General features: G+C 51.8%; 20 protein-coding genes. 16 read left to right on the plus strand and 4 right to left on the minus strand.

Annotated elements, in window-relative coordinates:
* Nucleotides 1-45: 45 nt before the first annotated feature.
* Nucleotides 46-234 (minus strand): hypothetical protein, encoded by a 189-nt coding sequence (locus D5398_RS08905; protein ID WP_120507273.1) that lies wholly within the window; start codon nt 232-234, stop codon nt 46-48.
* A gap of 133 nt (nt 235-367) precedes the next feature.
* On the opposite strand from D5398_RS08905, the gene tal reads away from it, so the two are divergent.
* From tal to yegD, 3 genes are all read left to right on the plus strand, one after another.
* Nucleotides 368-1,318 (plus strand): transaldolase, encoded by a 951-nt coding sequence (gene tal, locus D5398_RS08910; protein WP_120507274.1) that lies wholly within the window; start codon nt 368-370, stop codon nt 1,316-1,318.
* 113 nt (nt 1,319-1,431) lie between these two features.
* Nucleotides 1,432-3,426: a transketolase gene (gene tkt, locus D5398_RS08915; RefSeq protein ID WP_120507275.1), complete on the plus strand. Its 1,995-nt coding sequence runs from the start codon at nt 1,432-1,434 to the stop codon at nt 3,424-3,426.
* Between the two features lie 158 nt (nt 3,427-3,584).
* A complete protein-coding gene (gene yegD / locus D5398_RS08920) occupies nt 3,585-4,937 on the plus strand; it encodes a molecular chaperone (protein WP_120507276.1) in 1,353 nt (450 codons plus the stop codon).
* Nucleotides 4,938-5,013: 76 nt separating this feature from the next.
* Here yegD and D5398_RS08925 read toward each other — a convergent pair whose 3' ends face one another.
* Nucleotides 5,014-5,967: an aldo/keto reductase gene (locus tag D5398_RS08925; RefSeq protein WP_120507277.1), complete on the minus strand. Its 954-nt coding sequence runs from the start codon at nt 5,965-5,967 to the stop codon at nt 5,014-5,016.
* A 261-nt stretch (nt 5,968-6,228) separates the two neighbouring features.
* Between D5398_RS08925 and mdtD the strand changes: the two genes are divergently transcribed.
* From mdtD to D5398_RS08980, 11 genes are all read left to right on the plus strand, one after another.
* Nucleotides 6,229-7,704: a multidrug transporter subunit MdtD gene (mdtD, locus tag D5398_RS08930; RefSeq protein WP_120507278.1), complete on the plus strand. Its 1,476-nt coding sequence runs from the start codon at nt 6,229-6,231 to the stop codon at nt 7,702-7,704.
* A complete protein-coding gene (gene baeS, locus D5398_RS08935; RefSeq protein ID WP_120507279.1) occupies nt 7,701-9,086 on the plus strand; it encodes an envelope stress sensor histidine kinase BaeS in 1,386 nt (461 codons plus the stop codon). Before mdtD ends, baeS begins: the two co-directional genes overlap by 4 nt.
* On the plus strand, nt 9,087-9,806 hold the full coding sequence (baeR, locus tag D5398_RS08940) for an envelope stress response regulator BaeR (RefSeq protein WP_120507280.1): 720 nt from the start codon (nt 9,087-9,089) through the stop codon (nt 9,804-9,806).
* 154 nt (nt 9,807-9,960) lie between these two features.
* Nucleotides 9,961-10,299, plus strand: a complete 339-nt coding sequence (locus tag D5398_RS08945; protein ID WP_120507450.1) for a YegP family protein — start codon at nt 9,961-9,963, stop codon at nt 10,297-10,299.
* A 189-nt stretch (nt 10,300-10,488) separates the two neighbouring features.
* Nucleotides 10,489-11,874 carry a prephenate-dependent tRNA uridine(34) hydroxylase TrhP gene (gene trhP / locus D5398_RS08950; protein WP_120507281.1) on the plus strand — a complete coding sequence of 462 codons (1,386 nt, stop codon included), beginning with the start codon at nt 10,489-10,491 and terminating at the stop codon, nt 11,872-11,874.
* A gap of 398 nt (nt 11,875-12,272) precedes the next feature.
* Entirely contained in the window at nt 12,273-13,163 is an 891-nt protein-coding gene (yegS, locus tag D5398_RS08955; RefSeq protein WP_120507282.1) for a lipid kinase YegS, read from the plus strand.
* A gap of 239 nt (nt 13,164-13,402) precedes the next feature.
* The gene (locus D5398_RS08960; protein WP_120507283.1) at nt 13,403-14,965 is read left to right on the plus strand and encodes an MFS transporter; all 1,563 of its coding nucleotides are present in this window, start codon (nt 13,403-13,405) and stop codon (nt 14,963-14,965) included.
* Complete coding sequence (gene yiaK / locus D5398_RS08965) at nt 14,952-15,965, plus strand: 3-dehydro-L-gulonate 2-dehydrogenase (protein WP_120507284.1); 1,014 nt, start codon at nt 14,952-14,954, stop codon at nt 15,963-15,965. The genes D5398_RS08960 and yiaK overlap by 14 nt, the downstream gene beginning before the upstream one ends.
* 188 nt (nt 15,966-16,153) lie before the next feature.
* Nucleotides 16,154-17,368, plus strand: coding sequence for a D-mannonate dehydratase ManD (manD, locus tag D5398_RS08970; protein WP_120507285.1), 1,215 nt, complete (start codon nt 16,154-16,156; stop codon nt 17,366-17,368).
* Between the two features lie 10 nt (nt 17,369-17,378).
* A complete protein-coding gene (locus D5398_RS08975; protein ID WP_120507286.1) occupies nt 17,379-18,392 on the plus strand; it encodes a Zn-dependent oxidoreductase in 1,014 nt (337 codons plus the stop codon).
* Between the two features lie 121 nt (nt 18,393-18,513).
* Entirely contained in the window at nt 18,514-19,803 is a 1,290-nt protein-coding gene (locus D5398_RS08980; RefSeq protein ID WP_120507287.1) for an MFS transporter, read from the plus strand.
* A 193-nt stretch (nt 19,804-19,996) separates the two neighbouring features.
* Here D5398_RS08980 and D5398_RS08985 read toward each other — a convergent pair whose 3' ends face one another.
* Together D5398_RS08985 and D5398_RS08990 are read right to left on the minus strand one after the other, a co-directional pair.
* The gene (locus D5398_RS08985; RefSeq protein WP_120507288.1) at nt 19,997-21,973 is read right to left on the minus strand and encodes a glycoside hydrolase family 127 protein; all 1,977 of its coding nucleotides are present in this window, start codon (nt 21,971-21,973) and stop codon (nt 19,997-19,999) included.
* A 26-nt stretch (nt 21,974-21,999) separates the two neighbouring features.
* Nucleotides 22,000-23,409, minus strand: coding sequence for an MFS transporter (locus tag D5398_RS08990; protein WP_120507289.1), 1,410 nt, complete (start codon nt 23,407-23,409; stop codon nt 22,000-22,002).
* A gap of 272 nt (nt 23,410-23,681) precedes the next feature.
* Between D5398_RS08990 and D5398_RS08995 the strand changes: the two genes are divergently transcribed.
* Nucleotides 23,682-24,518: an AraC family transcriptional regulator gene (locus D5398_RS08995; protein WP_120507290.1), complete on the plus strand. Its 837-nt coding sequence runs from the start codon at nt 23,682-23,684 to the stop codon at nt 24,516-24,518.
* 80 nt (nt 24,519-24,598) lie between these two features.
* Complete coding sequence (locus D5398_RS09000) at nt 24,599-25,285, plus strand: GntR family transcriptional regulator (protein ID WP_120507291.1); 687 nt, start codon at nt 24,599-24,601, stop codon at nt 25,283-25,285.
* Nucleotides 25,286-25,326 lie beyond the last annotated feature (41 nt).

Consider the following 25,326-nt stretch of genomic DNA (forward strand, 5'->3'; position numbering starts at 1 on the left):
AACCGGTTTTTTGCACAGACAACAGAATACGGGGAAACATCACCATCAGGTTTTCCCGCTGACCAGTATAGATAACCCTGCCACGACAAAGGGGGAATGGCGAACAAAAAATGACCGTTGCATTGTTTGCTTTTCATTCATGGAAGACGTCTCGTAAAAATCAACTAAGCTTAAAGTTTGTCCTTGCGCTTTTCTCGCCAGACGCCCAATTTGAGCAGCAACAAAGGCCGCCATTGTTGCGACCCATTGCAGTAATCAGAAAAAGCGCATTCAGTTTGTTAACAGAATGATGCAGGGTAGGAGCCCTACGAAATAGAGTCGGTCGACCTTATTGCTGTATCGTTTTTTCTCGCTAAGGAGCTAAGAGATGAACCAGTTAGACGCACTAAAAAAAATCACTACCGTCGTTGCCGACAGCGGTGACATTGAATCTATCCGTCATTTCGAGCCACAGGATGCGACCACCAATCCTTCGCTGATCCTCAAAGCAGCCGACCTGCCGCAGTACCAAAACCTGATTAAAGACGCGCTGGACTATGCCCGTAAACAAGGCGGCAGCAAAGAGACTCAGGTGGTGAATGCCACAGATAAACTGGCCGTAAATATCGGGGTGGAAATCCTGAAAAGCGTGCCGGGCCGTATCTCGACAGAAGTCGATGCCCGCCTGTCATTCAACAGTGAATTATGTATCGAAAAAGCCCGTAAACTGATTGGCCTTTATCAGGATCAGGGGATAGATAAATCCCGCATTTTGATCAAACTGGCGTCAACGTGGGAAGGGATTAAAGCCGCAGAGAAGCTGGAAAAAGAAGGCATTAACTGCAACCTGACCCTGCTGTTCTCGTTTGCTCAGGCACGCGCTTGTGCAGAAGCCGGTGTTTATCTGATATCTCCTTTCGTCGGCCGCATCTATGACTGGTACAAAGCCAAAGAGCCGAACGCGACTTATGACGTGGAAAAAGATCCGGGTGTGAAATCTGTCCGTGATATCTACGACTATTACAAATCCCACGATTACGCGACCGTCATCATGGGTGCCAGTTTCCGTAAAGTGGAACAGATTCTCGCGCTGGCAGGCTGCGACCGCCTGACAATTTCTCCAAACCTTCTGGAAGAACTGAAAGCCAGCAACGAGCCGGTTGAACGTAAATTGCAGCCTTCCAGCAAGGGGGGCAAAAAACCAGCACCTCTGACGCAGGCTGAATTCCTCTGGGAACACCATCAGGACGCCATGGCCGTAGATAAACTGGCTGAAGGTATCCGCTCATTCGCCGTCGATCAGAAGAAACTCGAAGATATGCTTTCAGCAGAGCTTTAGTTTCGGTGCAAAAGAGTTTCAACATTTAATCCTGACTGAGTCAGATTGCAGAGAGGCGGTAACCCCGCACCTCTGTCACCTGGCTCATAAGAGTTATTAATCCGGAGAAAAATATGCCTTCCCGTAGAGAACTAGCGAATGCCATCCGTGCACTGAGCATGGACGCCGTCCAGAAAGCGAATTCCGGACACCCCGGCGCCCCAATGGGGATGGCCGACATCGCCGAAGTCCTGTGGCGCGATTATATGAATCACAACCCGACTAACCCGAAATGGGCAGACCGGGACCGCTTCCTGATGTCCAACGGCCATGGGTCGATGCTGCAATACAGCCTGCTTCACCTCACAGGTTATGACCTGCCGATGACCGAACTGGAAAACTTCCGCCAGTTGCATTCCAAAACGCCGGGACACCCTGAATATGGCTATACGCCTGGCGTGGAAACCACCACCGGCCCGCTGGGTCAGGGTGTTGCCAATGCGGTGGGTTTTGCGATTGCCGAACGCACGCTTGGCGCACAATTTAACCGCGACAATCACGAGATCGTGAACCATCACACCTACGTCTTCTTAGGTGATGGCTGCATGATGGAAGGGATTTCCCACGAAGCCTGCTCGCTGGCCGGTACCCTGAAACTCGGCAAACTGACCGCGTTTTATGATGACAACGGTATCTCCATTGACGGTCACGTCGAAGGCTGGTTTACCGATGACACCGCCAAACGTTTCGAAGCTTACGGCTGGCACGTCATCCGCGGAATTGACGGACAAAACTCGGACGCCATCAAAGCGGCAATAGAAGAATCCCATAAAGTCACCGACCGCCCTTCCCTGCTGATGTGCAAAACAGTGATTGGTTTTGGTTCACCGAATAAAGCCGGTAGCCACGAAGCGCATGGCGCTGCACTGGGTGCCGATGAAGTCGCAGCGACCCGCAAGGCGCTGGGCTGGAACTATCCTGCCTTTGAAATCCCGCAAGATATCTATGCTGCGTGGGATGCCAAAGAAGCCGGAAAAGCAAAAGAAAAAGCCTGGAATGACAAGTTTGCTGCTTATGCCAAAGCTTATCCTGAACTGGCAGCAGAATTTGACCGCCGCGTGAATGGCGAACTGCCAGCTGACTGGGAAACCAAATCACAGGCATTCATTGAAGGATTGCAGGCCAAACCTGCCAATATTGCCAGCCGTAAAGCCTCGCAAAATACACTGGAAGAGTTCGGCAAAATTTTGCCTGAGTTCCTTGGCGGTTCAGCGGATCTCGCACCAAGCAACCTGACCATGTGGTCTGGCTCAAAATCGCTGATAGATGACGTCGCGGGTAACTACATCCACTACGGCGTTCGCGAATTCGGCATGACGGCTATCTCCAATGGCCTTGCGCTTCACGGCGGTTTCCTGCCGTATACTGCGACGTTCCTGATGTTCGTCGAATATGCCCGTAACGCTGTGCGTCTGGCGGCATTGATGAAAATCCGCAACGTCTTCGTGTACACCCACGATTCTATCGGTCTGGGGGAAGATGGTCCGACGCACCAGCCGGTTGAGCAAATGGCCAGTCTGCGTGTGACGCCAAACATGAGCTTGTGGCGTCCGGCTGATCAGGTGGAATCTGCTGTAGCATGGAAATATGCCATCGAGCGCAACGACGGGCCGGTCGCGCTTATCTTCTCGCGTCAGAACCTGACCCAGCAACCCCGCACTGCTGAACAACTGGCAAACGTGGCGCGCGGTGGGTATGTACTGAAAGATTCTGCAGGCACACCGGAAGTGATTCTGATCGCCACCGGGTCTGAAGTGGGTATTACAGTAGAAGCCGCAGACAAACTTGCCGCAGCGGGCACCAAAGTGCGGGTAGTTTCCCTGCCTTCGACTGACGTGTTCGACAAACAGGACGAGGCTTACCGCGAATCTGTTCTGCCGAAAGCTGTGACCGCACGCGTGGCGGTGGAAGCCGGTATCGCTGATTACTGGTACAAATATGTTGGACTGAACGGTGCGATTGTCGGCATGACCACCTTCGGGGAGTCTGCGCCCGCGGAGCAACTGTTCAAAGAATTCGGCTTTACGGTTGATAATGTCGTCGCGAAAGCGCAGGCGCTACTGAAGTAAAGCAGACACTCATAAAGTAAAAGAAATGAAATAATTCTGCGTACGTTATTCCCTCTTCGTCTCAGGAGAGGGAATTCCTTCTAATTCCGCGCCACTGACTTGATGAATGGCCCTCTCTCCGGTAAAGTCCCGTCCCTTCTTTGGCATGGGGAACAATGATGTTTATTGGATTTGACTACGGTACAGCGAATTGCTCAGTTGCAGTGATGCGCGATAATAACGCCCATCTTCTGGCGTTAGAAAATAACGATCCTTATTTACCCTCCATGCTTTGTGCGCCGACACGTGAAGCGGTCAGCGAATGGCTGAGCCGTCACGGACAGGTTCCGGCAGGCAGTGATGAAAATCTGGCACTGCTGCGCCGCAGCATCAGTTTTAACCGCGAAGAAGATATTCCGGTTAATGCCAACAGCGTGCATTTTGGTTTACAGGCGCTTTCAACCTATATGGAAGATCCGGAAGAGGTGTACTTTGTCCGCTCTCCAAAATCCTTCCTGGGTGTGAACGGTCTGAAACCTCAACAGATTGCTCTGTTTGAAGATCTGGTCTGCGCCATGATGTATCACATCAAGCGTCAGGCTGAATCCGTCTTGCAGGAAACTATTGAACAGACCGTTATCGGGCGCCCGATTAACTTCCAGGGCATGGGCGGTGAAGAAGCGAATGCTCAGGCGCAGGGTATTTTACAACGTGCCGCTGAACGCGCCGGTTTCCGCGATATCGCGTTCCAGTTTGAGCCGGTCGCCGCAGGTCTGGATTTCGAAGCGACCCTGACGGAAGAAAAAACCGTGCTGGTCGTGGATATCGGCGGCGGAACCACTGACTGCTCAGTATTGCTGATGGGCCCGCAGTGGCGTGATAAGGCAGAGCGTCAGAACAGCCTGCTTGGTCACAGCGGCTGCCGCGTTGGCGGGAACGATCTGGACATCATGACCGCGTTCAAACAGCTCACGCCGCAGTTTGGTATGGGCAGCGAAACCCAAAAAGGCATCGCAATTCCGGCACTGCCTTACTGGAATGCTGTAGCGACTAACGATGTTCCGGCGCAGCTGGATTTCTACAGCGTAGCGAATGGCCGTATGTTGCGGGATCTGATCCGCGATGCTGCGCAACCGGATCTCATCAAACGCCTGCTGAAAGTCCAGCAGCAGCGTCTGAGCTATCGTCTGGTGCGCGCCGCTGAAGAAAGTAAAATTGCCCTTTCTGAACGCGAAAGCGTTACGGCTGCGATGGACTTCATTGAATCCGGTCTGGCAGAAACTATCAGCCAGCAGCAACTGAGCGACGCAATTTCTCAGCCGCTGGAACGCATTCAGGAACAGGTCAGCCTGGCGCTGGCCAGCAGCGAAATTAAACCTGACGTGATTTACCTGACCGGTGGCAGTGCGCGTTCGCCGTTGCTGCGTGCCGCATTACAGGCACAGTTACCGGGTATTCCGCTGGTCGGTGGCAATGATTTCGGCTCGGTCACCGCCGGTCTGGCACGCTGGGCGCAAACGCTGTTCCGTTAATCTTTAAAAGATGCAGATAAACAAAAACCGCCTGATTTAAATTGAAGGCGGTTTTTTTATGGTTCAGATTAGCTATTTACCAGGCGCTGGCGTCGTTTAATGTCCTGATATCCGCCTCATCCAGTTTGAGTGTTGCGGCCTGCGCCAGTTCAGTCAGCTGTTGCAGAGATGTCGCGCTGACAATCGGTGAAGTGATGCCCGGACGGGCAATCTGCCAGGCAAGTGCTACTTGCCCCGGTTGTGCGCCGTGCTTCTCAGCCACCTGATCCAGCCCCGCCAGCACCTTCAGACCACGTTCATTCAGGCAACGCGCAATCACGCTTTCACCACGTTTACTTTTACCGGCATCAGCTTTGGTGCGGTATTTCCCGGTCAGGAATCCGGCCGCCAGCCCGTAGAAGTTAATGACCCCCAAACCGTTTTCCATGACGACCTTTTCCAGCGCTTCTTCATAGACTTTACGGTCGTACAAATTGTACTGCGGTTGCAGGGTTTCATAACGCGCCAGCCCGTTTTCCTGACTGACTTTCAGCGCTTCGGCCAAACGCGGCGCACTGTAGTTGGATGCCCCGACGGCACGCACTTTCCCTTCTTTGATCAACGCATCGAATGCTGCCATGGTTTCGGCCAGTGGCGTATCGGCGTCATCATCATGCGACTGATATAAATCAATATAATCCGTTTTCAGGCGTTTCAGCGAGGCTTCTACCGCTTCTTTAATATAGCGTGGTGATAAACCCGATTTGCCTTCGCCCATCGGTTTGCCAACCTTGGTCGCCAATATAATCTGGTCACGCTTACCGGTTTTCTTCAGCCAGTTGCCGATAATGGTTTCAGATTCGCCCCCTTGGTTGCCCTCGACCCAACTCGAATATACATCTGCGGTGTCGATAAAATTCAGCTTATGATCCAGTAAGGCATCAAGCAGGTTAAAGGAAGCCGCCTGATCGACCGTCCACCCGAACACATTGCCGCCAAAGGTCAGCAACGGTACCTGAATACCTGAACGACCCAGTTCTCTTTTGCTCATTATTCTCTCCCTTTCTTAAGGTCAGATTTAACTGACTTTGCATGCGAACGATTCGTGATCAAAGGTCAACGATAGCATTTTGATATAAAATGTCAGGCTGAAAGCTATTCTTTATTGTCAGAAGAATTGTCAAAAAATGGGAAAGACTCTCCTTATTTCCTCCATTTTCTGCTGAAACATTCTGGCTACACTGTAGCCTGGTCTGAAGGTCGATCTCCGTCCTGAAATGCCGCGACAATGATTGTGCTGATGCGATAAACCATGAAATCTGAAAACACTGATACCTTACCGCCCTCTGATCCCCTGCCACCTTCGGTGCGCTGGCAACTGTGGATTGTCGCTTTTGGCTTTTTTATGCAGGCTCTCGACACCACGATCGTGAATACCGCGCTGCCTTCGATGGCACGTAGTCTTGGCGAAAATCCGCTGCACATGCATTCTGTCGTCGTCGCCTATGTGTTGACAGTCGCTGTGATGCTGCCCGCCAGTGGCTGGCTGGCGGATAAAGTCGGCGTCAAATGGGTATTCTTTTCTGCCATTGTGCTGTTTACGCTTGGCTCTTTGTTATGCGCGCAATCAGAAAGCCTGCGTGAACTGGTCATGTCGCGCATAGTTCAGGGGATCGGCGGTGCGATGATGGTGCCTGTCGGGCGGCTGACGGTGCTGAAAATCGTCCCGCGCAGTGAGTATATGGCGGCGATGACGATGGTGACTCTGCCCGGTCAGGTCGGCCCGTTACTCGGTCCCGCACTGGGTGGCTTCCTGGTGCAATACGCCAGCTGGCATTGGATCTTCCTGATTAATCTGCCGGTCGGTCTGGCCGGGTGTATCGCCACCTTAATGATTATGCCCAATTACAAAATGCAGACGCGGCGCTTTGATATCAGCGGGTTTGTGATGCTGGCCGTGTGTATGGCGACGCTGACTCTGGCGCTGGAAGGCAGCCGCAGTATGAGGCTGAGCGTACTGGAAATTATCCTGTTGGTGGTGGTCGGTGGCGGCGCACTGGGAATTTACTGGATGCACGCGCGCGGCAATCTTTCAGCCCTGTTTTCCCTGCGCCTGTTCCATACTCCGACCTTTAAGATTGGCCTGATCGGCAGCCTGTTAGGGCGTATCGGCAGCGGCATGTTGCCGTTTATGACACCGGTGTTTTTGCAACTAGGCATGGGCTTTACGCCTTTCCACGCCGGACTGATGATGATCCCGATGGTGCTCGGCAGTATGGGGATGAAACGCGTGGTCGTCCGGCTGGTTAATCAGCTCGGCTACCGGAAGGCACTGGTCAGCGCCACGTTGCTGCTGGCACTGATCACCCTTATCTTCCCGGTGGTGGCGATTTATGGCGCCGTGTGGATGATCCCCATTGTGCTGTTCTTCCAGGGCATGGTGAACTCACTGCGTTTTTCTTCAATGAATACGCTGACGCTGAAAGATTTGCCTCCGCGCCTTGCCAGCAGTGGCAACAGTTTACTGTCGATGATCATGCAGTTATCGATGAGCCTGGGCGTCAGTGTCGCAGGTTTACTGATTGGTTTGTTCGCCCATCAGCAGGCCATTACACCGGACAGCGCCACCATGCACACCGCATTCCTGTATTGCTATATGTCGATGGCCCTGGTGATCGCCCTGCCAGCCTGGGTATTCTCGAAAGTGCCGCCTGATACGCAGAAAAATGCCATTATCGACCGTCGTCGCGCTGCGGCCGGCTCCCCTGACCCGATGAGAAAATCATGAAACCTGGTATTACCGCCAAGTTGTTTATGGCCATTTTTTGTACCTGCGCACTGGTGCTGATCACCATGAACTGGGGCGTGCGGATGAGCTTCGAGCGGGGCTTTATCGATTACATCCGCCAGAGTAACGAGCAGCGCGTCCAGTTACTGGCTGACACGTTGCAGGATCAATACAAACAACACGGTAACTGGGAGTTTCTGGAAACCAATGACCGGCTGATTTATCAGATAATGCGTTCGTTTGAGCAAAACAGCAGCCCGAGAATGCCGCCGCAGGGCTGGCGTACGAAGTTCTGGATCCTCGACAGTCACGACCGCCGGATCGGAGGCTACGATCAGCCGGTCCCTCCCGATTTACAAGGACCGCGCCGCATAATGACCGTCGATGGCGTGGTGATTGGGTCAGTGATTTCTACCCCAGCTGAACGCCTCACCCGCGATGCCGACATCAATTTTGAGCGCCAGCAAAGCCGCACCAGCTGGATGATTGTCGCCTTCACCGCCCTGCTGGCCGCCGCCGTAACCTGGGTGTTGTCGCGGGAAATGCTCGCGCCGGTGAAGCGTCTGGTGAACGGTACGCATCTTCTGGCTTCAGGGGATTTCAGCACCCGGGTCAAGGTCGACAGTGAAGATGAGCTGGGCAAACTGGCGCAGGATTTTAACCAGCTGGCGATGACGCTGGAGAAAAATGAGCAGATGCGCCGGGCGTTTATGGCGGATATTTCACATGAGTTGCGCACTCCGCTGGCCGTTCTGCGCGGCGAGCTGGAAGCCATGCAGGATGGCGTGCGTAAAATGAGCGTCAGTTCGCTGGAATCACTGCAATCTGAAGTCTCGATTCTGACCAAGCTGGTGGACGATTTGCATCAGCTTTCGCTTTCCGATGCCGGTGCGCTGGCATACCGGAAAGTGGACACCGACGTCGTACATCTGGTGCAACTGGCAGAAGCCGGTTCACGCGATCGTTTTCATACCAAGCAGTTAACCCTGACCAGCAATCTGCCGGAAAGCGCGGTCGTGTTTGGTGATCCGCAGCGTCTGTCACAGCTGTTCAACAATCTGCTGGAAAACAGTCTGCGCTATACTGACCCGAATGGCGGTCTGGAGATTCTGGGCGAAATACGGGACAAATCGCTGTATCTGATGTTCCAGGACAGCGCACCGGGTATCAGCGACGAACAGCTGGGCCGTATTTTTGAACGTTTTTACCGTACCGAAGGCTCGCGCAATCGCGCCAGCGGCGGTTCGGGTTTAGGTCTGGCTATTTGCCAGAATATCGTCGAAGCGCATGGCGGGCAGATCAGTGCCAGCCACTCTCCGGCGGGTGGCGTTCGTATTACGATCGTCCTGCCGCTTTCTGTTCCATTAGGCCCGAGAAACTGAATGAACGACTCTGTATTGTCCGGCCCGGCGCCGTTAAAAATTCTTATTGTGGAAGACGAGCCTAAACTTGCTCAGCTGTTGATCGACTATCTCGAAGCGGCGGGCTATGCCACGCAATGGCTGCCGGACGGACATGACGTTATTGCGCAGGTTAAAAGCCAGCCACCGGCGCTGATTTTGTTAGATCTGATGCTACCGGGCAGCAGCGGGTTGTCCATCTGCCGGGATATCCGCCAGTTTTCCGATGTGCCGATCATGATGGTGACGGCAAAAACCGAAGAAATTGATCGCCTGCTCGGGCTGGAAATCGGTGCCGATGATTACATCTGCAAACCTTACAGTCCGCGTGAAGTTGTGGCCCGTGTGAAGGTTATTTTGCGCCGCTGCGTGCGTCAGGATGAGAATGCGCCCAAAGATAACGGTCTGCATATTGATGAAGCCCGCTTTCAGGCCACGTTCCAGGGGCATGAACTGGAGCTGACACCGGCAGAATTCCGCCTGCTGAAAACTCTGTCAGTGAAACCAGGCTATGTGTTTACCCGCGAAGTACTGCTCAATAATCTCTATGACGACTACCGTGTCGTCACCGACCGCACCATCGACAGCCATATCAAAAACCTGCGCCGCAAACTCGAATCTCTGGACGGCGAAAAAGCCTTTATCCGCGCCGTCTATGGCGTGGGCTACCGCTGGGAAGCGGAACCCTGTCATTTGGCCTAGCGCATCACTGGCCGGCATTTCAGTTTTGTAAAGTTTCTGAAAGTCTGTCGGCCAGTTCACATTTCATGTCTTAAATCTTCCCTGTCCACGCGAAACAGTTTCCATTAACTACACTTATCTCTGGAAAATAACCCCTCTGATGGAGATTACCTTTATGGCTAATGGTCACTATGATCTGAAAAAAGCGAAGAATGGACAGTTTCACTTTAACCTGAAGGCCGGGAACGGAGAGATTATTCTCACCAGTGAAATGTATGCCAGTAAAGCGTCAGCAGAAAACGGGATTTCATCGGTTCAGACCAACTCTCCCGATGAAGCACAATACGAAATCAAACCCTCGAAAGACGGCCAGTTTTACTTTGTGCTGAAAGCGAAAAACCATCAGGTGATTGGCGTCAGCGAAATGTACACCACGGAAAGCGCATCGAAGAAAGGGGTTCAGTCTGTGGTGAAAAACGGCGCAAGTACTGATATCCGCGATCTGACGCAATAGTTCTCAATGATTTCTGTTTTAGCTATTCAGGAGCGGAGAAGGAAATTGATCTGGCTCCTGAATAGTCTAAATAGCGCAGTAATACCCACACGAAATGGCTGCTTTTGATCAACTCAGACGTTACAATTCTGACCTTTCGTCGCCCCGCATCCGGGACGGCCCTGACTTGTGATCAGACTGAGATTGACTATGTTTACCCCCGATTCTTTTGTTCCGGAACTGCTTTCCCCTGCCGGCTCCCTGAAAAACATGCGTTACGCTTTCGCGTATGGTGCTGATGCCGTTTATGCCGGTCAGCCACGTTACAGCCTGCGTGTACGTAATAACGAATTTAACCACCAGAATCTGGAGATCGGCATCAACGAAGCCCATGTTCTGGGTAAGAAATTCTACGTGGTGGTGAATATCGCGCCGCATAATGCCAAGCTGAAAACGTTCATCCGTGATCTTCAGCCGGTGATCGACATGGGGCCAGATGCCCTGATCATGTCCGATCCGGGCCTTATCATGATGGTACGAGAAGCGTTCCCGCAGATGGATATTCATCTTTCGGTGCAGGCTAATGCCGTGAATTGGGCGACGGTGAAATTCTGGAAACAAATGGGGCTGACTCGTGTGATTTTATCGCGCGAGTTGTCACTGGAAGAAATTGCAGAGATCCGCGCCCAGGTGCCGGATATGGAAATTGAAATTTTCGTTCACGGCGCGCTGTGCATGGCGTATTCCGGCCGCTGTCTGCTTTCCGGCTACATCAACAAACGTGACCCGAATCAGGGGACCTGTACCAACGCCTGTCGCTGGGAATATAAAGTGCAGGAAGGCAAAGAAGACGCCATCGGCAATATCGTGCATCAGTACGAACCGATCCCGGTTCAGCAGGTAGATGCCGCAGAACCGACATTAGGCATCGGTCAGCCGACAGATAAAGTGTTTATGCTCGAAGAAGCCCTGCGCCCCGGCGAATACATGAGTGCTTTTGAGGATGAACACGGCACTTATATTATGAATTCCAAGGATCTGCGCGCCATTCAGCATGTGGAAACTCTGACAAAAATGGGCGTGCATTCGCTGAAAATCGAAGGCCGTACTAAATCATTCTATTACTGCGCGCGTACCGCACAGGTGTACCGCCGGGCCATTGATGATGCCGTCGCCGGTAAGCCTTTCGACCCGACGCTGCTTTCCACACTTGAAGGTCTGGCACATCGCGGATATACCGAAGGTTTCCTGCGTCGCCATACTCATGACGCACAACAGAACTACGAATATGGTTTCTCCGTCAGCGACCGTCAGCAATTTGTCGGCGAATTCACCGGAAACCGGATGGATGGCTGGGCCGAAATCGATGTGAAGAACAAATTCAGCGTCGGCGACAGTGTGGAAATGATGACGCCGCAAGGTAACGTCCAGTTCAAACTGGAAGCGCTGCGCAATAAGAAAGGCCAGCCAACTGACGTCGCACCGGGCAACGGCCACATGGTGTATGTCGCGCTGCCGGAAGACCTCAATCTGCAATTCGCCATTTTATTGCGTAATCTGGAAGAAACGGATACCCGTAATCCGCATTCGAAATAAGCTTTTGGTCGAAAACAAGAATTCGATCACATCTATTTCTGACCGGGCTGGCTAATATGCATTCGCAATTTACTTCGAATGCAAAATAATGCACCGGACTATACCAGGAACCACCTCCTTGGCCAGCTCAATCTCCCTTGAGCTGGCTTTTCTTTTTCAATTCCTTTAACCCCTTATTTAACTAAACCCGCATGATTCGACTTAAATCTTCGATTACTCTCATTAATAACATGACGTCTTATCGTTTTAATAAAATACGTTTCTGAAAAATAAACATCGTTTCTAATTAATCTCACTGCAATTATTTATCTTCAAAGTCAATTTTTAGCTGAATTATCCGATAGCCAAATACCGCCCCTATCATCTATTGTTGGTGTATATAGATGAAAGGAGCGTACATGACCACAGCAATGCTGATTTTAAATGGAAAAGGCGCAGGCAACGAAGAGCTGCGGATAGCCATCGGCGCGCTACGTAAAGAGGGCGAAAATCTCTATGTGCGCGTCACCTGGGAGTATGGAGACGCCGCACGGTATGTGGAAGAAGCCATCGGGCTGGGCTGTGAAACCGTCATTGCCGGTGGTGGAGACGGCACCATTAATGAAGTCGCTGGTGCGCTGGCACAATACCAGGGCCAGCAGCGGCCCGTGCTCGGCATCGTACCGCTGGGCACCGCGAATGATTTCGCCACGGCCTGCAATATTCCCCTGCAACCGGAACAGGCGTTACAACTGGCGGTGAAAGGCCGTGCGGTGGATATCGATCTGGCCAATGTGAACAACCAGCATTTCTTCATCAACATGGCGACCGGCGGTTTCGGCACCCGTATCACTACCGAAACGCCGGAAAAACTCAAGGCCGCACTCGGTGGTGTGTCCTATTTTATCCACGGACTTTTGCGTCTGGATACACTGAAAGCTGACCGCTGTGAAATCACCGGCCCGGATTTTCGCTGGGAGGGCGATGCGCTGGTCATCGGAATTGGTAATGGTCGTCAGGCCGGTGGCGGGCAACAAATTTGTCCGGATGCACTGATTAACGACGGGTTGCTGCAACTGCGACTGCTGACATCAGAGGAGCTGCTGCCCTCTTTCCTGCGCAGTTTGCTCAATAATGAAGAGAACAAAAACATTGTTTCCGCCAGCCTGCCCTGGCTGGAAATCACCGCGCCGCATGATATGACGTTCAATCTCGACGGAGAACCGCTGACCGGAAAACAATTCAGAATTGATGTTCTTTCTTCTGCCATTCAGTGCCGTTTGCCTCCTCACTGCGAACTTTTGGGCTAATCCTCCCCCTGCTGTTCATTCTCTGTACTGTGATCTGACTTACAGTACAGAGCAAATCCGCCCTTATTTTTGTGATCTTCTCCGCTAAAACCTGATTCACATACTTGTATGGTAGATGCGCATTACCTAATTTTACTTTGCCGATGTCGCTGAATAATTCATTTATGAATTTCCGCGGGCACAAACGACACATTTCTTTTGGCGACTCTTATTAATCCGTGACGGAATGCAGGGGTAGTATGATTAATCATCATAAAGAAAAACCGATATCGGTGAAAAATATGCTGGCCTACGGCGGAGGAGATTTCTTCGGCGGAGGGTGTTTTGCGGTATTAGGTCTGTGGATTATGTTTTTCTATACCACCTATGCCGGATTAAGTCCCGCTGAGGCCGGTGCCGTTATTGCCACCGCGCGTTTGCTGGACGCTTTTTTTGATCCGCTGATGGGTTATGTCACGGATAATTTTTACCGCAATCCGCTTGGTAAAAAATATGGCCGCCGCGGTTTCTTCTTCTTATTTGGCGCTCCGCTAATTATGGTGACTTACATTATTATGTGGGTCAGCGGTATGGGATTCTGGTACTACCTGTTTACGTATATTTTATTCTATGCCGCCTATACGCTGGCGATTGTACCGTATGAAACGCTCGCAGCGGAAATGACCTCCAGCTTTAAAATGCGTACAAAGCTGACCGGCGTCAGAATGTTTTTCTCAACCGGGGCCGCCATATTAGCAGCCTGGTTACCGGGCCGGATAATTGCTTATCTCGGTGAAGATTCCTCGTCATCGTTCCTGATTATGGGCGTGATTTTCGGTGTTCTGTTTGCCGTAGTGATCCTGATGCTTTATTTCTACACCTGGGAACGGCCAATTCCCGTGGATGTGGCTGCGCCTAAGTTATCTTTTCGCCGCGATATGAAGCACCTGTTCAAATCGCTGGTTTCAACCATGAAAGTGCGCACTTTCCGCCAGCATGTCGGGATGTATCTGGGCGGCTATGTCGCGCTCGACGTTCTTGGCGCTGTACTTGCTTATTATATTATTTTTGTTCTCGGTCAGAATGCTGTGACGGCTTCTAATGCCATGACATTAATGACGCTGGTACAGTTCGTCTGCGTTGCGCTGTTTATTTTCCTGTGCATGAAATTAGGCAATGGCGCGTCATATCGTATTGCACAATTATTTATGCTGGCCAGCGTCGGGTTATTTTTATCCATTCACCTTCTGCAATTGCCTTTTAATATGTCGCTTATTTATCTGTCGGTTGTTTTAATGGGCGTGGGGCGTTCCGGTACCAGTTACGTTTGCTGGAATATTTATAGTTTTATTCCTGATGTGGATGAAATGCTCACCGGAAAACGGCGTGAGGGTATTTTTGCAGGCGTAATGACTTTCGTGCGCAAAGCCGTTCAGGCAGTTGCATTATTCGGTGTGGGATTATTATTGCAACACTACGGATTCACCCCAAAAAGCAGTTCGCAACCCGCCGAAGCCGTTTACGGGATCACGCTGGTCTTTGGCGCGGGTTCGGTTATTTTCCTGCTGGTGGGCTTATACAGCTCAATGAAATTTCGCCTCACACGTCATAATCATGCGCTGCTGGTGAATGAAATTGAACGCCTGAAAGCCGGTGGCAGTAAATATGACGTCACGCCGGAAACGCGCTTGATCGCTGAGCAACTTACCGGCTGGCCTTATGAAAAATTATGGGGCGATAACAATATTCTTAGTCAGACCGAAGATAATCTTCCTCTGAATTCCACAGAACTTTCAACCGGAGCCGACCATGCAAAGAATTGAATTCAGCCTGATGCAACAGACCATCCAGCGAGCCCTGCAAAAAGCGGGACTTGATGAAGAGGACGCGCGAACTTGTGCGCGGATCCACACCGAATCGAGCTGTGACGGTATTGCATCACATGGCCTGAACCGGGTGGCGCGATTTGTTGATTATGTTCACAAGGGCTGGATTGATATTCACGCTAAACCGGAGCTGGAAAAATCTCTCGGCGCTATCGCCATCTACAACGGCAATCGTGGAATTGGCATCACCAACGCTCTGTTTGCCGTCGAAAAAGCGACAGAGATGGCGAAGGAATACGGTGTGGGGATTGTGGCGCTGAAAAACAGCAGTCACTGGATGCGCGGCGGCAGTTATGGCTGGCACGCGGCACAACAAGGCATGGCGGCGATTTGCTGGACTAATACGGAATCCTGCATGCCCGCCTGGGGCGGAAAAAACACCCGTGTCGGCAATAATCCGTTTGTGATGGCGGTGCCAAGGCTCAAAGGTCCGATCGTGCTGGACATGGCGATGTCGCAGTATTCCTACGGCAAATTACAGGTGACGCGGCTGAAAAACGAAAAACTGCCCTTCCCCGGCGGCTACGATAAAGACGGAAATCTCACGGACGAACCGGGCCCGATCGAAGCCTCCATGCGCATTTTACCCACCGGCTACTGGAAAGGTTCCGGACTGGCGATTGTGCTCGACGCCATGGCTGCGTTGTTATCCGCCGGTTCACCGACCAATGAGATTGACAAAATTGGCGAAGGCAGCTGCACCGGGGCCAGCCAGATTTTTATGGTATTTGATCCGACGCAGCTGGGCGGCGCTGAATTCACCGAACGCATGGCGGACAGCGTCGCGGACCATGTGAATCAGTCCGAACCTGCCGAAAATAGCCGCGACGTCCGATATCCCGGGCAAACCGCTGCTTCCAACCGCGAGGAGAACCGGCAACTTGGGATCCCGGCAGATGAAACGGTATGGGACGAAGTGATGCGGCTGGCGGAATAAATATTTCTCCCGCCTAAACCACGCCTGTCACGTACAGGCGTTTTCGATTTAATCTCGGCAACAACCTCCTCATAAAGTGTGATCCTCTCCGGCAAAAAACGATTTACATACTTGTATGGTAGTTAGCGTATGGCGTATTTATAACCAAAGAAAATGCATCCTACTTTTACTGCAGAAGGTCGTAACCGATGAAAATCGTGAATGCTGAAGTCTTTGTCACTTGCCCGGGACGCAACTTTGTTACGTTGAAAATCACCACTGACAGCGGGCTGACCGGTATCGGGGATGCCACGCTGAATGGCAGGGAATTACCCGTCGCCTCCTATCTGAAAGATCATGTTTGCCCGCAGCTGATTGGCCGCGACGCGCATCAGATCGAAGACATCTGGCAGTTCTTCTACAAAGGCGCTTACTGGCGTCGTGGACCGGTAACTATGTCGGCCATTTCTGCTGTGGATATGGCGCTGTGGGACATCAAAGCTAAAGCCGCCAATATGCCACTTTACCAGCTACTTGGCGGCGCATCCCGCACCGGCGTGATGGTTTACTGCCACACCACCGGCCATTCCATTGACGAAGTGCTCGACGATTATGCCAAACACAAAGAGCTCGGGTTCAAGGCTATCCGCGCGCAATGCGGCGTGCCGGGCATGAAAACGACCTATGGTATGGCAAAAGGAAAAGGCCAGGCCTACGAACCGGCAACGAAAGGTAACTGGCCGGAAGAACAATTGTGGTCGACAGAAAAATATCTCGACTTCACGCCAAAACTCTTCGAAGCCGTCCGTAATAAATTCGGTTTTGACGAACATCTGCTGCATGACATGCACCACCGCCTGACGCCAATTGAAGCGGCGCGTTTTGGCAAAAGCATCGAAGAATATCGTCTGTTCTGGATGGAAGATCCGACACCGGCTGAGAATCAGGAAAGCTTCCGTTTGATCCGCCAGCACACCGTGACGCCAATTGCCGTCGGTGAAGTGTTCAACAGCATCTGGGATTGCAAACAGCTGATCGAAGAACAGCTGATCGACTATATCCGCACCACGATCACTCACGCGGGGGGCATTACCGGCATGCGTCGTATTGCCGATTTTGCCTCGCTCTATCAGGTGCGTACCGGCTCACACGGGCCTTCGGATCTTTCTCCTGTCTGCATGGCAGCCGCCCTGCACTTCGACCTGTGGGTACCAAACTTTGGCGTGCAGGAATACATGGGATATTCAGAGCAGATGCTGGAAGTCTTCTCGCATAACTGGACGTTCGACAACGGCTATATGCATCCGGGCGAGAAGCCGGGGCTGGGTATTGAGTTCGACGAAAAGCTGGCTGCGAAATATCCGTATGAACCGGCCTATCTGCCGGTAGCCCGTCTGGAAGACGGTACTTTGTGGAACTGGTGAGGGAACAAAAATGAACAGCGTCGTTATACAAAAACCCGGAAAATTGGTCATTGAGCAACGTGCTTTGCCGGTACCTGCCGCTGGCGAGGTACGAGTTCGGGTCAGTTACGCGGGCATCTGCGGATCCGATGTGCATATCTATCACGGTCACAATCCCTTCGCGAAATACCCGCGGGTGATTGGTCATGAATTTTTCGGCCACATCGACAGCGTCGGTGAAGGTGTCGATGCATCACGCATCGGCGAACGCGTCGTGGTCGATCCGGTGGTCAGCTGCGGGCATTGTTATCCCTGCTCTATTGGCCGCCCGAACGTGTGTGCCCAATTACAGGTGATCGGCGTCCACCGCGATGGCGGTTTCAGTGATTACGCCTGCGCACCGGCGAAAAACGCCTATGTGGTTCCGGCCCTAATCCCCGACAAACTCGCCAGCATGGTCGAGCCCTTTACTATTGCGGCCAATATCACCGCCTTTTTGAAACCCGTTCCGCAGGACACTGCACTTATCTACGGTGCAGGCCCGATGGGGCTGACGGTGATCCAGGTGCTGAAAGGCGTGTGCGGCGTAAAGAAAGTGATTGTCGCCGACCGCATCGATGAGAGATTGCAGATGGCCCAGGCAAGCGGTGCAGACTGGATCATCAACAACAGCGAACGCAGCGTAGCTGATGAACTGGCTGCCGAAGGTGTGCGCCCCACGCTGATTGTAGATGCTGCCTGCCATCCGGCCATTTTGCAGGAAGCTATTCTGCTGGCCTCCCCGGCAGCGCGAATCGGCATGATGGGCTTTTCCGGTGAGCCAAGTTCAGTGACGCAACAAAGTATTACCAGCAAAGAAATTTCACTGTTTTCATCGCGCCTGAACAGCCACAGGTTTCCGCAGGTGATTGAATGGATGGAACAAGGCAAAATCGCGCCCGAAAAACTGGTAACACACTGGATGCCTGCCAGAGAAGTTGAAGCAGCCATGACATTGTTTGAGAAAGATCAGCGTTCCTGCTGCAAGGTTTTACTGACATTCTGATATTTGGCTATTTTTGAAAAAATAACGGGAGGATTTTAAATATCCTCCCGTCAGCAGTACCTCATATTCTACCTACAAAAAACGCAACACTATTAAAACGACACCTACAAGTGGAGCACCTATGTTCAAGAACTTACGCTGGATTATCGTATTCCTGCTGTTTCTGGTTTACATGATCAATTACCTCGACCGCGTTGCGCTGTCGATTACTGTCCCGATGATAGAAAAAGAACTGACTATTAATCCCGAACAATTCGGCATGATATTTGGCAGTTTCTTCTTTGGTTACGCCATATTTAACTTTATCGGCGGTCTGGCGGTGGATAAATTCGGTCCGACGCTGGTGATGGGATTAGCCGTCGGATTATGGTCGGTATTTTGCGGCATGACTGCCATTGCGACCGGCTTTTATTCCATGTTAATTCTGCGGGTATTATTCGGTATGGCCGAAGGGCCGATTTGCGCCTCGGCAAATAAGATGATCAACGGATGGTTTCCGAAGAAACAGGCGGCAACTGCGATGGGCTTACTCAGCGCCGGTTCGCCTCTCGGCGGCGCTGTCGCCGGGCCGATTGTCGGGTATCTGGCGATTTCCTTCGGCTGGCGTCCGGCCTTTATGGTGATCGCCTCCATCGGGATTATCTGGATGGCGGTGTGGTTCTTTACTGTCGCGGATAATCCGCTGAAAAGTAAACGTGTTTCACCGGAAGAATTACGTTTAGTTGACCAGATGAAGAATGAAAACATCAGTGAAGAAGAAGATCTGGCACAGGCCGCGCATGGTCTGGGATATTATTTACGTCAGCCCATTATCCTCGTCACTGCCTTTGCCTTCTTTTGTTATAACTATATTTTATTCTTCTTCCTCAGCTGGTTCCCGACTTATCTGGTGCAGGCGCACGGCCTGAATATTAAAGAAATGAGCCTGACCACCGTTATTCCCTGGATTGTCGGCTTCGTCGGACTGGCTTTGGGCGGATATATTTCCGATAAAATATTCAATATCACCGGTCGTTTATTGCTGTCGCGTAAAATTATATTAGTGGTCAGTCTGTTAGCCGCAGCGATTTGTGTTGCGCTTGCCGGTGTGGTCACAAGCGTAGTGCCGGCGGTTATTCTGATGTCGGTGTCTATTTTCTTCCTGTACACCACCGGGGCTATTTACTGGGCGATTATTCAGGACGTGGTACATAAATCCCGCGTCGGCGGCACCAGCGGATTTATCCATCTGGTCGGCAGTGTGTCGGGCATTATTGGTCCGGTCGTGACGGGTTTCATCGTACAAAATACCGGTCGCTTCGACAGTGCCTTTATTCTGGCTGGCGGCGTCGCCGCGCTGGGCGCAATCCTGGTGTTCTTCGTGATTAAACCACCAAAACACACGCCAGCCACAACGCTGTCTCACAACTGATGTTCTGATTGAAAAGGCCGCCTCTTATCAGGGGCGGCACTTTGCTACCCGCGATATAGCGAAACCGGAGCATTTCACGCTGTCACAATTGTCATTACCGCGCCGCAGAGGCAGCGTATACCAAAAGTGGAAACAGTAGTTTCTGAACACAAAACCCGGCTATCACGCCGGGTTTACATTCATCCTCTCCAGTTTAGATTTGATCAACCCACACACGCATCTCCCCTTCCCCTCTGTTCGCCCAGGTAAAGTAAGGCACGAAGGTCATGGTTTGCGGTGTCGTTTCCTCTGGCGGCGGATTAAAACTGTACAAAGGTTGCTGACCGGCCTGAACCGATAACCGGCGCTCGCCTTGCGTCTGCAACAACGTTTTACCGGCGAACAATCCGCTGCCTGAAATCAGGCGAAATTGAGCATTCCGGGGCAACCGCACATTATGCAATTCACTGCCGTTGTCGGCCTGTTCAAGGCAATACACCAGCGGGCCGCGCTGTATCGCCACTTTCCCTGCCACGTGCCGCAACAGGGCGTTGCCCTTCACACGCGTCACCGGCATCGGAAATGTCATTTCAATGCGATCACCTTTCTGCCAGTCCTGTGTCAGACGTAAATAGCCGTTGCGCGTCAAAGCGGATAATTCCAGCGGTTTACCATTGAGCGTCACCTGCGGACTGGCGCACCAGTCGGGTAAACGCAGCGCCAGCGTGGCTTCCAGCGGTGCATCGGTATCGACTTTGATCAGAACCTGTTCCGTCCACGGATAACCACCGGACTGCTTCAGCCGCAACGGTTTTCCGCCGATCATCGCCTGCACATCGCTGCCGATATACAGGTTGATGTCCACGCCGTCAGGTCGCTGGGTATAGATATAATGCCCCAGCGAAGCCAGCAGCCGCGCGATGTTCGGCGGGCAGCAGGCACAGCCAAACCAGCGCTGACGAACCGGTTTTACATGGTCATAAATATGATTGAACGGAATACTTTTCGGATGTACTTCCAGCGGATTCACGTAGAAGAAATGTTTGCCATCGAGCGCCATCCCGGCCAGCACCGTGTTATAGAGCGCGCGCTCCATTACATCGGCATATCGGCTGTCGGAGTCCATCTGCAACATGCGGTTGGCAAACATCATCAGCCCGATTGAGGCGCAGGTTTCCGTATACGCCGTGTCGTTTGGCAGATCGTAATCTGAAGAAAACGCTTCACCGCTGCTTTGTGAGCCGATTGAGCCGGTGATATACATCTGCCGTTGCGTCATGTTTTCCCACAACCGCTGGCAAACTTCGCGTTTTTCCTGATCCTGACTCAGCCGCGCCAGATGGGCGACACCGGCGTACAGATAAACGAAGCGCACTGCATGGCCGATGGCCGTCGTTTGTAGCGCAACCGGCATATGCGCCTGACTGTAGGCTTTATCTTTGACCATCCACGCCGGACCGTAAGTATTCCAGTGCGATGTTTTACCCCGTTTTTCATACTCAATATCGTAAAAATGCGGCTCTGCACCGCGCTGCCCGACAAAGTATCGGGTCAGTTCGAGGTAACGGGTTTCACCGGTGGCTTCATATAAACGCATCAGCGCCAGTTCGATTTCCGGATGACCGGGATAGCCGTGCAGCTGTTTATCGCCCGGCCCGAAAACATCTGCGATGTGATCGGCAAGCCTGCAAACGATCTCCAGCAAACGCGTTTTCCCGGTAGCCTGAGCATAAGCCACACCGGCTTCAATCAGATGTCCGGCACAGTAAAGCTCGTGACACTCGGCCAGATTCGTCCATCGCTGATCCGGTTCTTTCACCGTGAAATACGTGTTCAGATAACCATCGGGTTGCTGCACGGCACCGACCAGTTCAATCACCTGATCTGCCGTTTCTTCTAACGCAGGGTCCGGCGTTTTTGCCAGCAAATATCCGACAGCTTCCAGCCACTTCGCCACATCACTGTCCTGAAAAACCATACCGTAAAACTCACCCTCACTTTGCCCGGCGGCGATACGGAAATTCTCAATGGCATGGCTCGGTTCTGCCTCTGCGACCTCATCATTCAGGGCTTTCCACTGATAAGGCACAACGACGTCTTTAACCAGCCGCTGATATTCCAGCCAGAACGCATCAGAAATATTGATTTTATCGAGCGGCACCTCTAAAGACTCAACCGGGGAAAACGACATACAACCTCCTGAATAGAAAATCATTATCAGACCTTCGCGGCAAGATCATGCGACATCCGCGTCAGCAATGTGTTATCGAGCTTACAGAACGTCAGTGTGCCCGCCAGCAGCAGGTGCATCGCCGCAGGTAAAAGCGTTTCCAGCAAGGTGATCCCGCCAAGCGACGCCGCAGTCTGGTGTTCCGCACCGGCCTGATACGAAACCAGGATGAAGACCAGGCTGATAATCCCGGCGCTCGACGCCCAGGCTAATTTGATGAAAAACAGGTTGAAGGCGAAGTTCATCCCGGAAGAACGGATGCCGTTTTTCCAGTGTCCGTAATCGTCGGCGAAGGCCATCAGGGAGAAGTGCAGCGGCAGCGTGAAACCGAGGATCACGCAGTGAACAAAGATGATGCCCAACCATAACGCCTGATGCTGTTCACCCACAGGGACAAACCACAGCAGCAGAGAAAATACCGCCAGCACCAGATTGGTGAACATGTACAAACGCACGCTGTCGATAAATTTGGTCAGCTGGTTGACGATCACCGCGCCAAGAATCGATGCCAGCGTGACCATACCGAAGAACAGCGAAGCGTAACCCGCGCCACCTTTCAGCACATAGGTGATGAAATACATGTAGCCACCACCGCGCAGGTTAAACACGTTGATCAGCAGGAAAGACATCAGCAATACCAGCAGCAACTGATCGTTTTTCAACATCCCGCGGATGTGCTCTTTAACGCTGAACTGTCCGAGCAGCGCCAGCGGCAGGCGTTCACGTACAGTGAAGAAGCACCACAGAAACATCACTACCGCAATAACGCACAGCAAGCCCACACCTTGCTGATACCCGACGGCGGCATTGCCTTTACCCAGCACTTGTACCAGCCACGGCAGCCCGACAGAAACCAGGAATCCCGCCACACCACAGAGCACAAAGCGCCAGGACTGGCAGGAAATGACCTCGCGATGATCGGTCGTCATGGTGTTGATGAGTGCGCAATACGGCACATTGATGGCCGTATAAGACACAGACAGCAGAAAATAGGTGAAAAAGGCATAGGCGATTTTGGCGTCGCCACTCAGACCTGGAACAGTGAACGTCAGGAAACCCACCGCGCCAATCGGCAACGCAATCCACAATTGCCATGGACGAAAACGCCCCCAGCGACTTTGCGTGCGGTCAGCCAGAATACCCATCAGCGGATCGGAAATCGCGTCAATCACGCGCAGGGAAATAAACAGCGTGCCGACAATCGCCGGCGTCAGACCGAAAACATCGGTATAAAAGAATGTCAGGAAACTGGTGATCAGACAGGTAATTATCGTGCCCCCCGCATCACCCAGTCCGTAACCTATTTTCTCACTCACAGAAAGTCTGGCGTTGGCAGAAGCTATTTCGCCCTCACCGGTTACCGGCGACGCGTCGGTATTAATTGAATCCGTTGACATGTTTTTCCTCGCTTTTATATCGTTATTAATAAGCAACAGGAACAGGATAAATAAGACTAATTACTCACATCAGCCCGAAGAATAAATAAGGTACGCTGTCAATCTGGCACAGGGACATCACGTCAACAAGAGGAGGATAAAGTAGTTAAACGGGACAATTCCGACTTACAGCTCCATTCTGTGAAGCAGATCAAAACCTCCAGGCACGCCAGTGTCGGTCGACATTTCCTGTGCTACTTTCAGACTACAACGGCACACCAGGAGCCTGAAAAATGTCTGAACCTCTTGCTTTTGAAGTCAACTATCCGGTTAAAGTTCAGAATGGTGGCTTATTCATTTCGAGAGGAATTGGCACACATCCGACCCGCAGACTCAGTTCGCATGAGTTAATTTACGTGGTTCGTGGCACCCTGTCGTTACAGGAAGAAAATACGCGTTTTGATCTGCATGAAGGTGAAAGCTTATTATTATTTCCCGGTCGTGAACATAAAGGCGTAACCACTTTCGATTCTGACCTAAAATTTTACTGGCTGCATTTTGATTTTGTGAAAGATATTACAATAATTAAACCTCAGCCAAATAATCCCTCTTTACAGCTGGATATTCCACAGCATTGCAAAGTCAAAGACAGAGAGACTATTCTGACTTTGTTCAGATTATTTTTATATGAACAGGATCGCGGCGGAAATTCCCTTGAGTTGTTTTTAATATTACTTTTACAGGAAGTCTGCCGCGCCTGGCCGGAAAACGTCGAACCCGATGGTCCCGGCGTGGCGCTCGCATATAAAGCCCGACAGTTGATCACAACACAATTTCATTTGCCACTGGGGGCTACGGAGCTGGCGGAACGGTTACATTGCAACGCAGATTATCTCGGGCGAGTGTTCCGTCTGACGTTTCAGATGACGCTGACCGATGCGCTGCATAAGCAACGGGTGACGGTGGCTGAAAAGCTTTTACTGGCCAATACCGGAAACGTTGCAGATGTGGCGCGCCTGACCGGCTTTAATGATGTGGCGTATTTCCGGCGCGTATTTCGCAAACTGTTGGGGATCACGCCCGCTGCCTACAAAAAACTGTATTGTCGTGAACATATCAACTCCCAGTAATTCTTGCGCTAACAATCTCAAAATCCTGAGAAAACTCATGTTACTATTATGGCTTCCCGACTATAAAGACAACATTTCCCATGACAGACTCCTTTGAATTTCTCAGTAATGTGCCGGTTAATCAGCAGATTTATCGCACCTTGCGTCAGGACATCGTCACCTGTGCCATCGCGCCGGGAGCATTTCTGTCGGAAAAAGAAATTTCCACCCGTTTTAACGTGTCCCGCCAGCCGGTTCGCGAAGCCTTTATCAAACTGGCCGAAGCCGGGCTGGTTCAGGTTTTACCCCAGCGCGGTACCTATGTGATGAAGATTTCCTCCAAACGGGTAGCCGACGGGCGTTTCATTCGTGAAGCCGTCGAAACCGCCGTAGTGCGCCGTGCAGCAATGGTGGCGACAGATAAAGATCTGGCACTGCTCGAACACAATCTGGAACGCCAGAGGCTGGCAGCAAAAAGTCAGCAGACGCAGGAATTCCTGCTGCTCGATGATGAATTTCACCGCACAATTGCACAAATCATTGATTGCAAACTGGCGTGGGAAACGGTCGAGCATATTAAAGCGACGATGGATCGCGTGCGCTTTTTAACGCTGAGTAAAGTGTCTCCTCCGGAAAGCCTAATTGCACAGCACTATGCCATCTTTGACGGACTTAAAGCCCGCGACCCCGACGCCGCAGAGAAAGCTATCCGCATTCATTTACAGGAAATGATTTCCACCATCACGCCAATCGCCGAGCAAAACAGCGACTGGTTTGATGCGGAGTAATTTAATCCTCCCTGCGTTCTGTCTTTCATCCTACGCGGGGA

The sequence above is a fragment of the Rahnella bruchi genome (assembly GCF_003614975.1).
Classification (GTDB): Bacteria; Pseudomonadota; Gammaproteobacteria; order Enterobacterales; family Enterobacteriaceae; genus Rahnella; species Rahnella bruchi.

Coding starts and splice junctions, on each gene's coding strand:
- D5398_RS08960 (WP_120507283.1), top strand. CDS start 13,403: ATGATTAATCATCATAAAGAAAAACCGATATCGGTGAAAAATATGCTG.
- D5398_RS09000 (WP_120507291.1), top strand. CDS start 24,599: ATGACAGACTCCTTTGAATTTCTCAGTAATGTGCCGGTTAATCAGCAG.
- trhP (WP_120507281.1), top strand. CDS start 10,489: ATGTTTACCCCCGATTCTTTTGTTCCGGAACTGCTTTCCCCTGCCGGC.
- baeR (WP_120507280.1), top strand. CDS start 9,087: ATGAACGACTCTGTATTGTCCGGCCCGGCGCCGTTAAAAATTCTTATT.
- D5398_RS08975 (WP_120507286.1), top strand. CDS start 17,379: ATGAACAGCGTCGTTATACAAAAACCCGGAAAATTGGTCATTGAGCAA.
- D5398_RS08995 (WP_120507290.1), top strand. CDS start 23,682: ATGTCTGAACCTCTTGCTTTTGAAGTCAACTATCCGGTTAAAGTTCAG.
- mdtD (WP_120507278.1), top strand. CDS start 6,229: ATGAAATCTGAAAACACTGATACCTTACCGCCCTCTGATCCCCTGCCA.
- tkt (WP_120507275.1), top strand. CDS start 1,432: ATGCCTTCCCGTAGAGAACTAGCGAATGCCATCCGTGCACTGAGCATG.
- manD (WP_120507285.1), top strand. CDS start 16,154: ATGAAAATCGTGAATGCTGAAGTCTTTGTCACTTGCCCGGGACGCAAC.
- baeS (WP_120507279.1), top strand. CDS start 7,701: ATGAAACCTGGTATTACCGCCAAGTTGTTTATGGCCATTTTTTGTACC.
- D5398_RS08990 (WP_120507289.1), bottom strand. CDS start 23,409: ATGTCAACGGATTCAATTAATACCGACGCGTCGCCGGTAACCGGTGAG.
- D5398_RS08980 (WP_120507287.1), top strand. CDS start 18,514: ATGTTCAAGAACTTACGCTGGATTATCGTATTCCTGCTGTTTCTGGTT.
- tal (WP_120507274.1), top strand. CDS start 368: ATGAACCAGTTAGACGCACTAAAAAAAATCACTACCGTCGTTGCCGAC.
- yegS (WP_120507282.1), top strand. CDS start 12,273: ATGACCACAGCAATGCTGATTTTAAATGGAAAAGGCGCAGGCAACGAA.
- D5398_RS08905 (WP_120507273.1), bottom strand. CDS start 234: ATGGCGGCCTTTGTTGCTGCTCAAATTGGGCGTCTGGCGAGAAAAGCG.
- D5398_RS08925 (WP_120507277.1), bottom strand. CDS start 5,967: ATGAGCAAAAGAGAACTGGGTCGTTCAGGTATTCAGGTACCGTTGCTG.
- yiaK (WP_120507284.1), top strand. CDS start 14,952: ATGCAAAGAATTGAATTCAGCCTGATGCAACAGACCATCCAGCGAGCC.
- D5398_RS08945 (WP_120507450.1), top strand. CDS start 9,961: ATGGCTAATGGTCACTATGATCTGAAAAAAGCGAAGAATGGACAGTTT.
- yegD (WP_120507276.1), top strand. CDS start 3,585: ATGTTTATTGGATTTGACTACGGTACAGCGAATTGCTCAGTTGCAGTG.
- D5398_RS08985 (WP_120507288.1), bottom strand. CDS start 21,973: ATGTCGTTTTCCCCGGTTGAGTCTTTAGAGGTGCCGCTCGATAAAATC.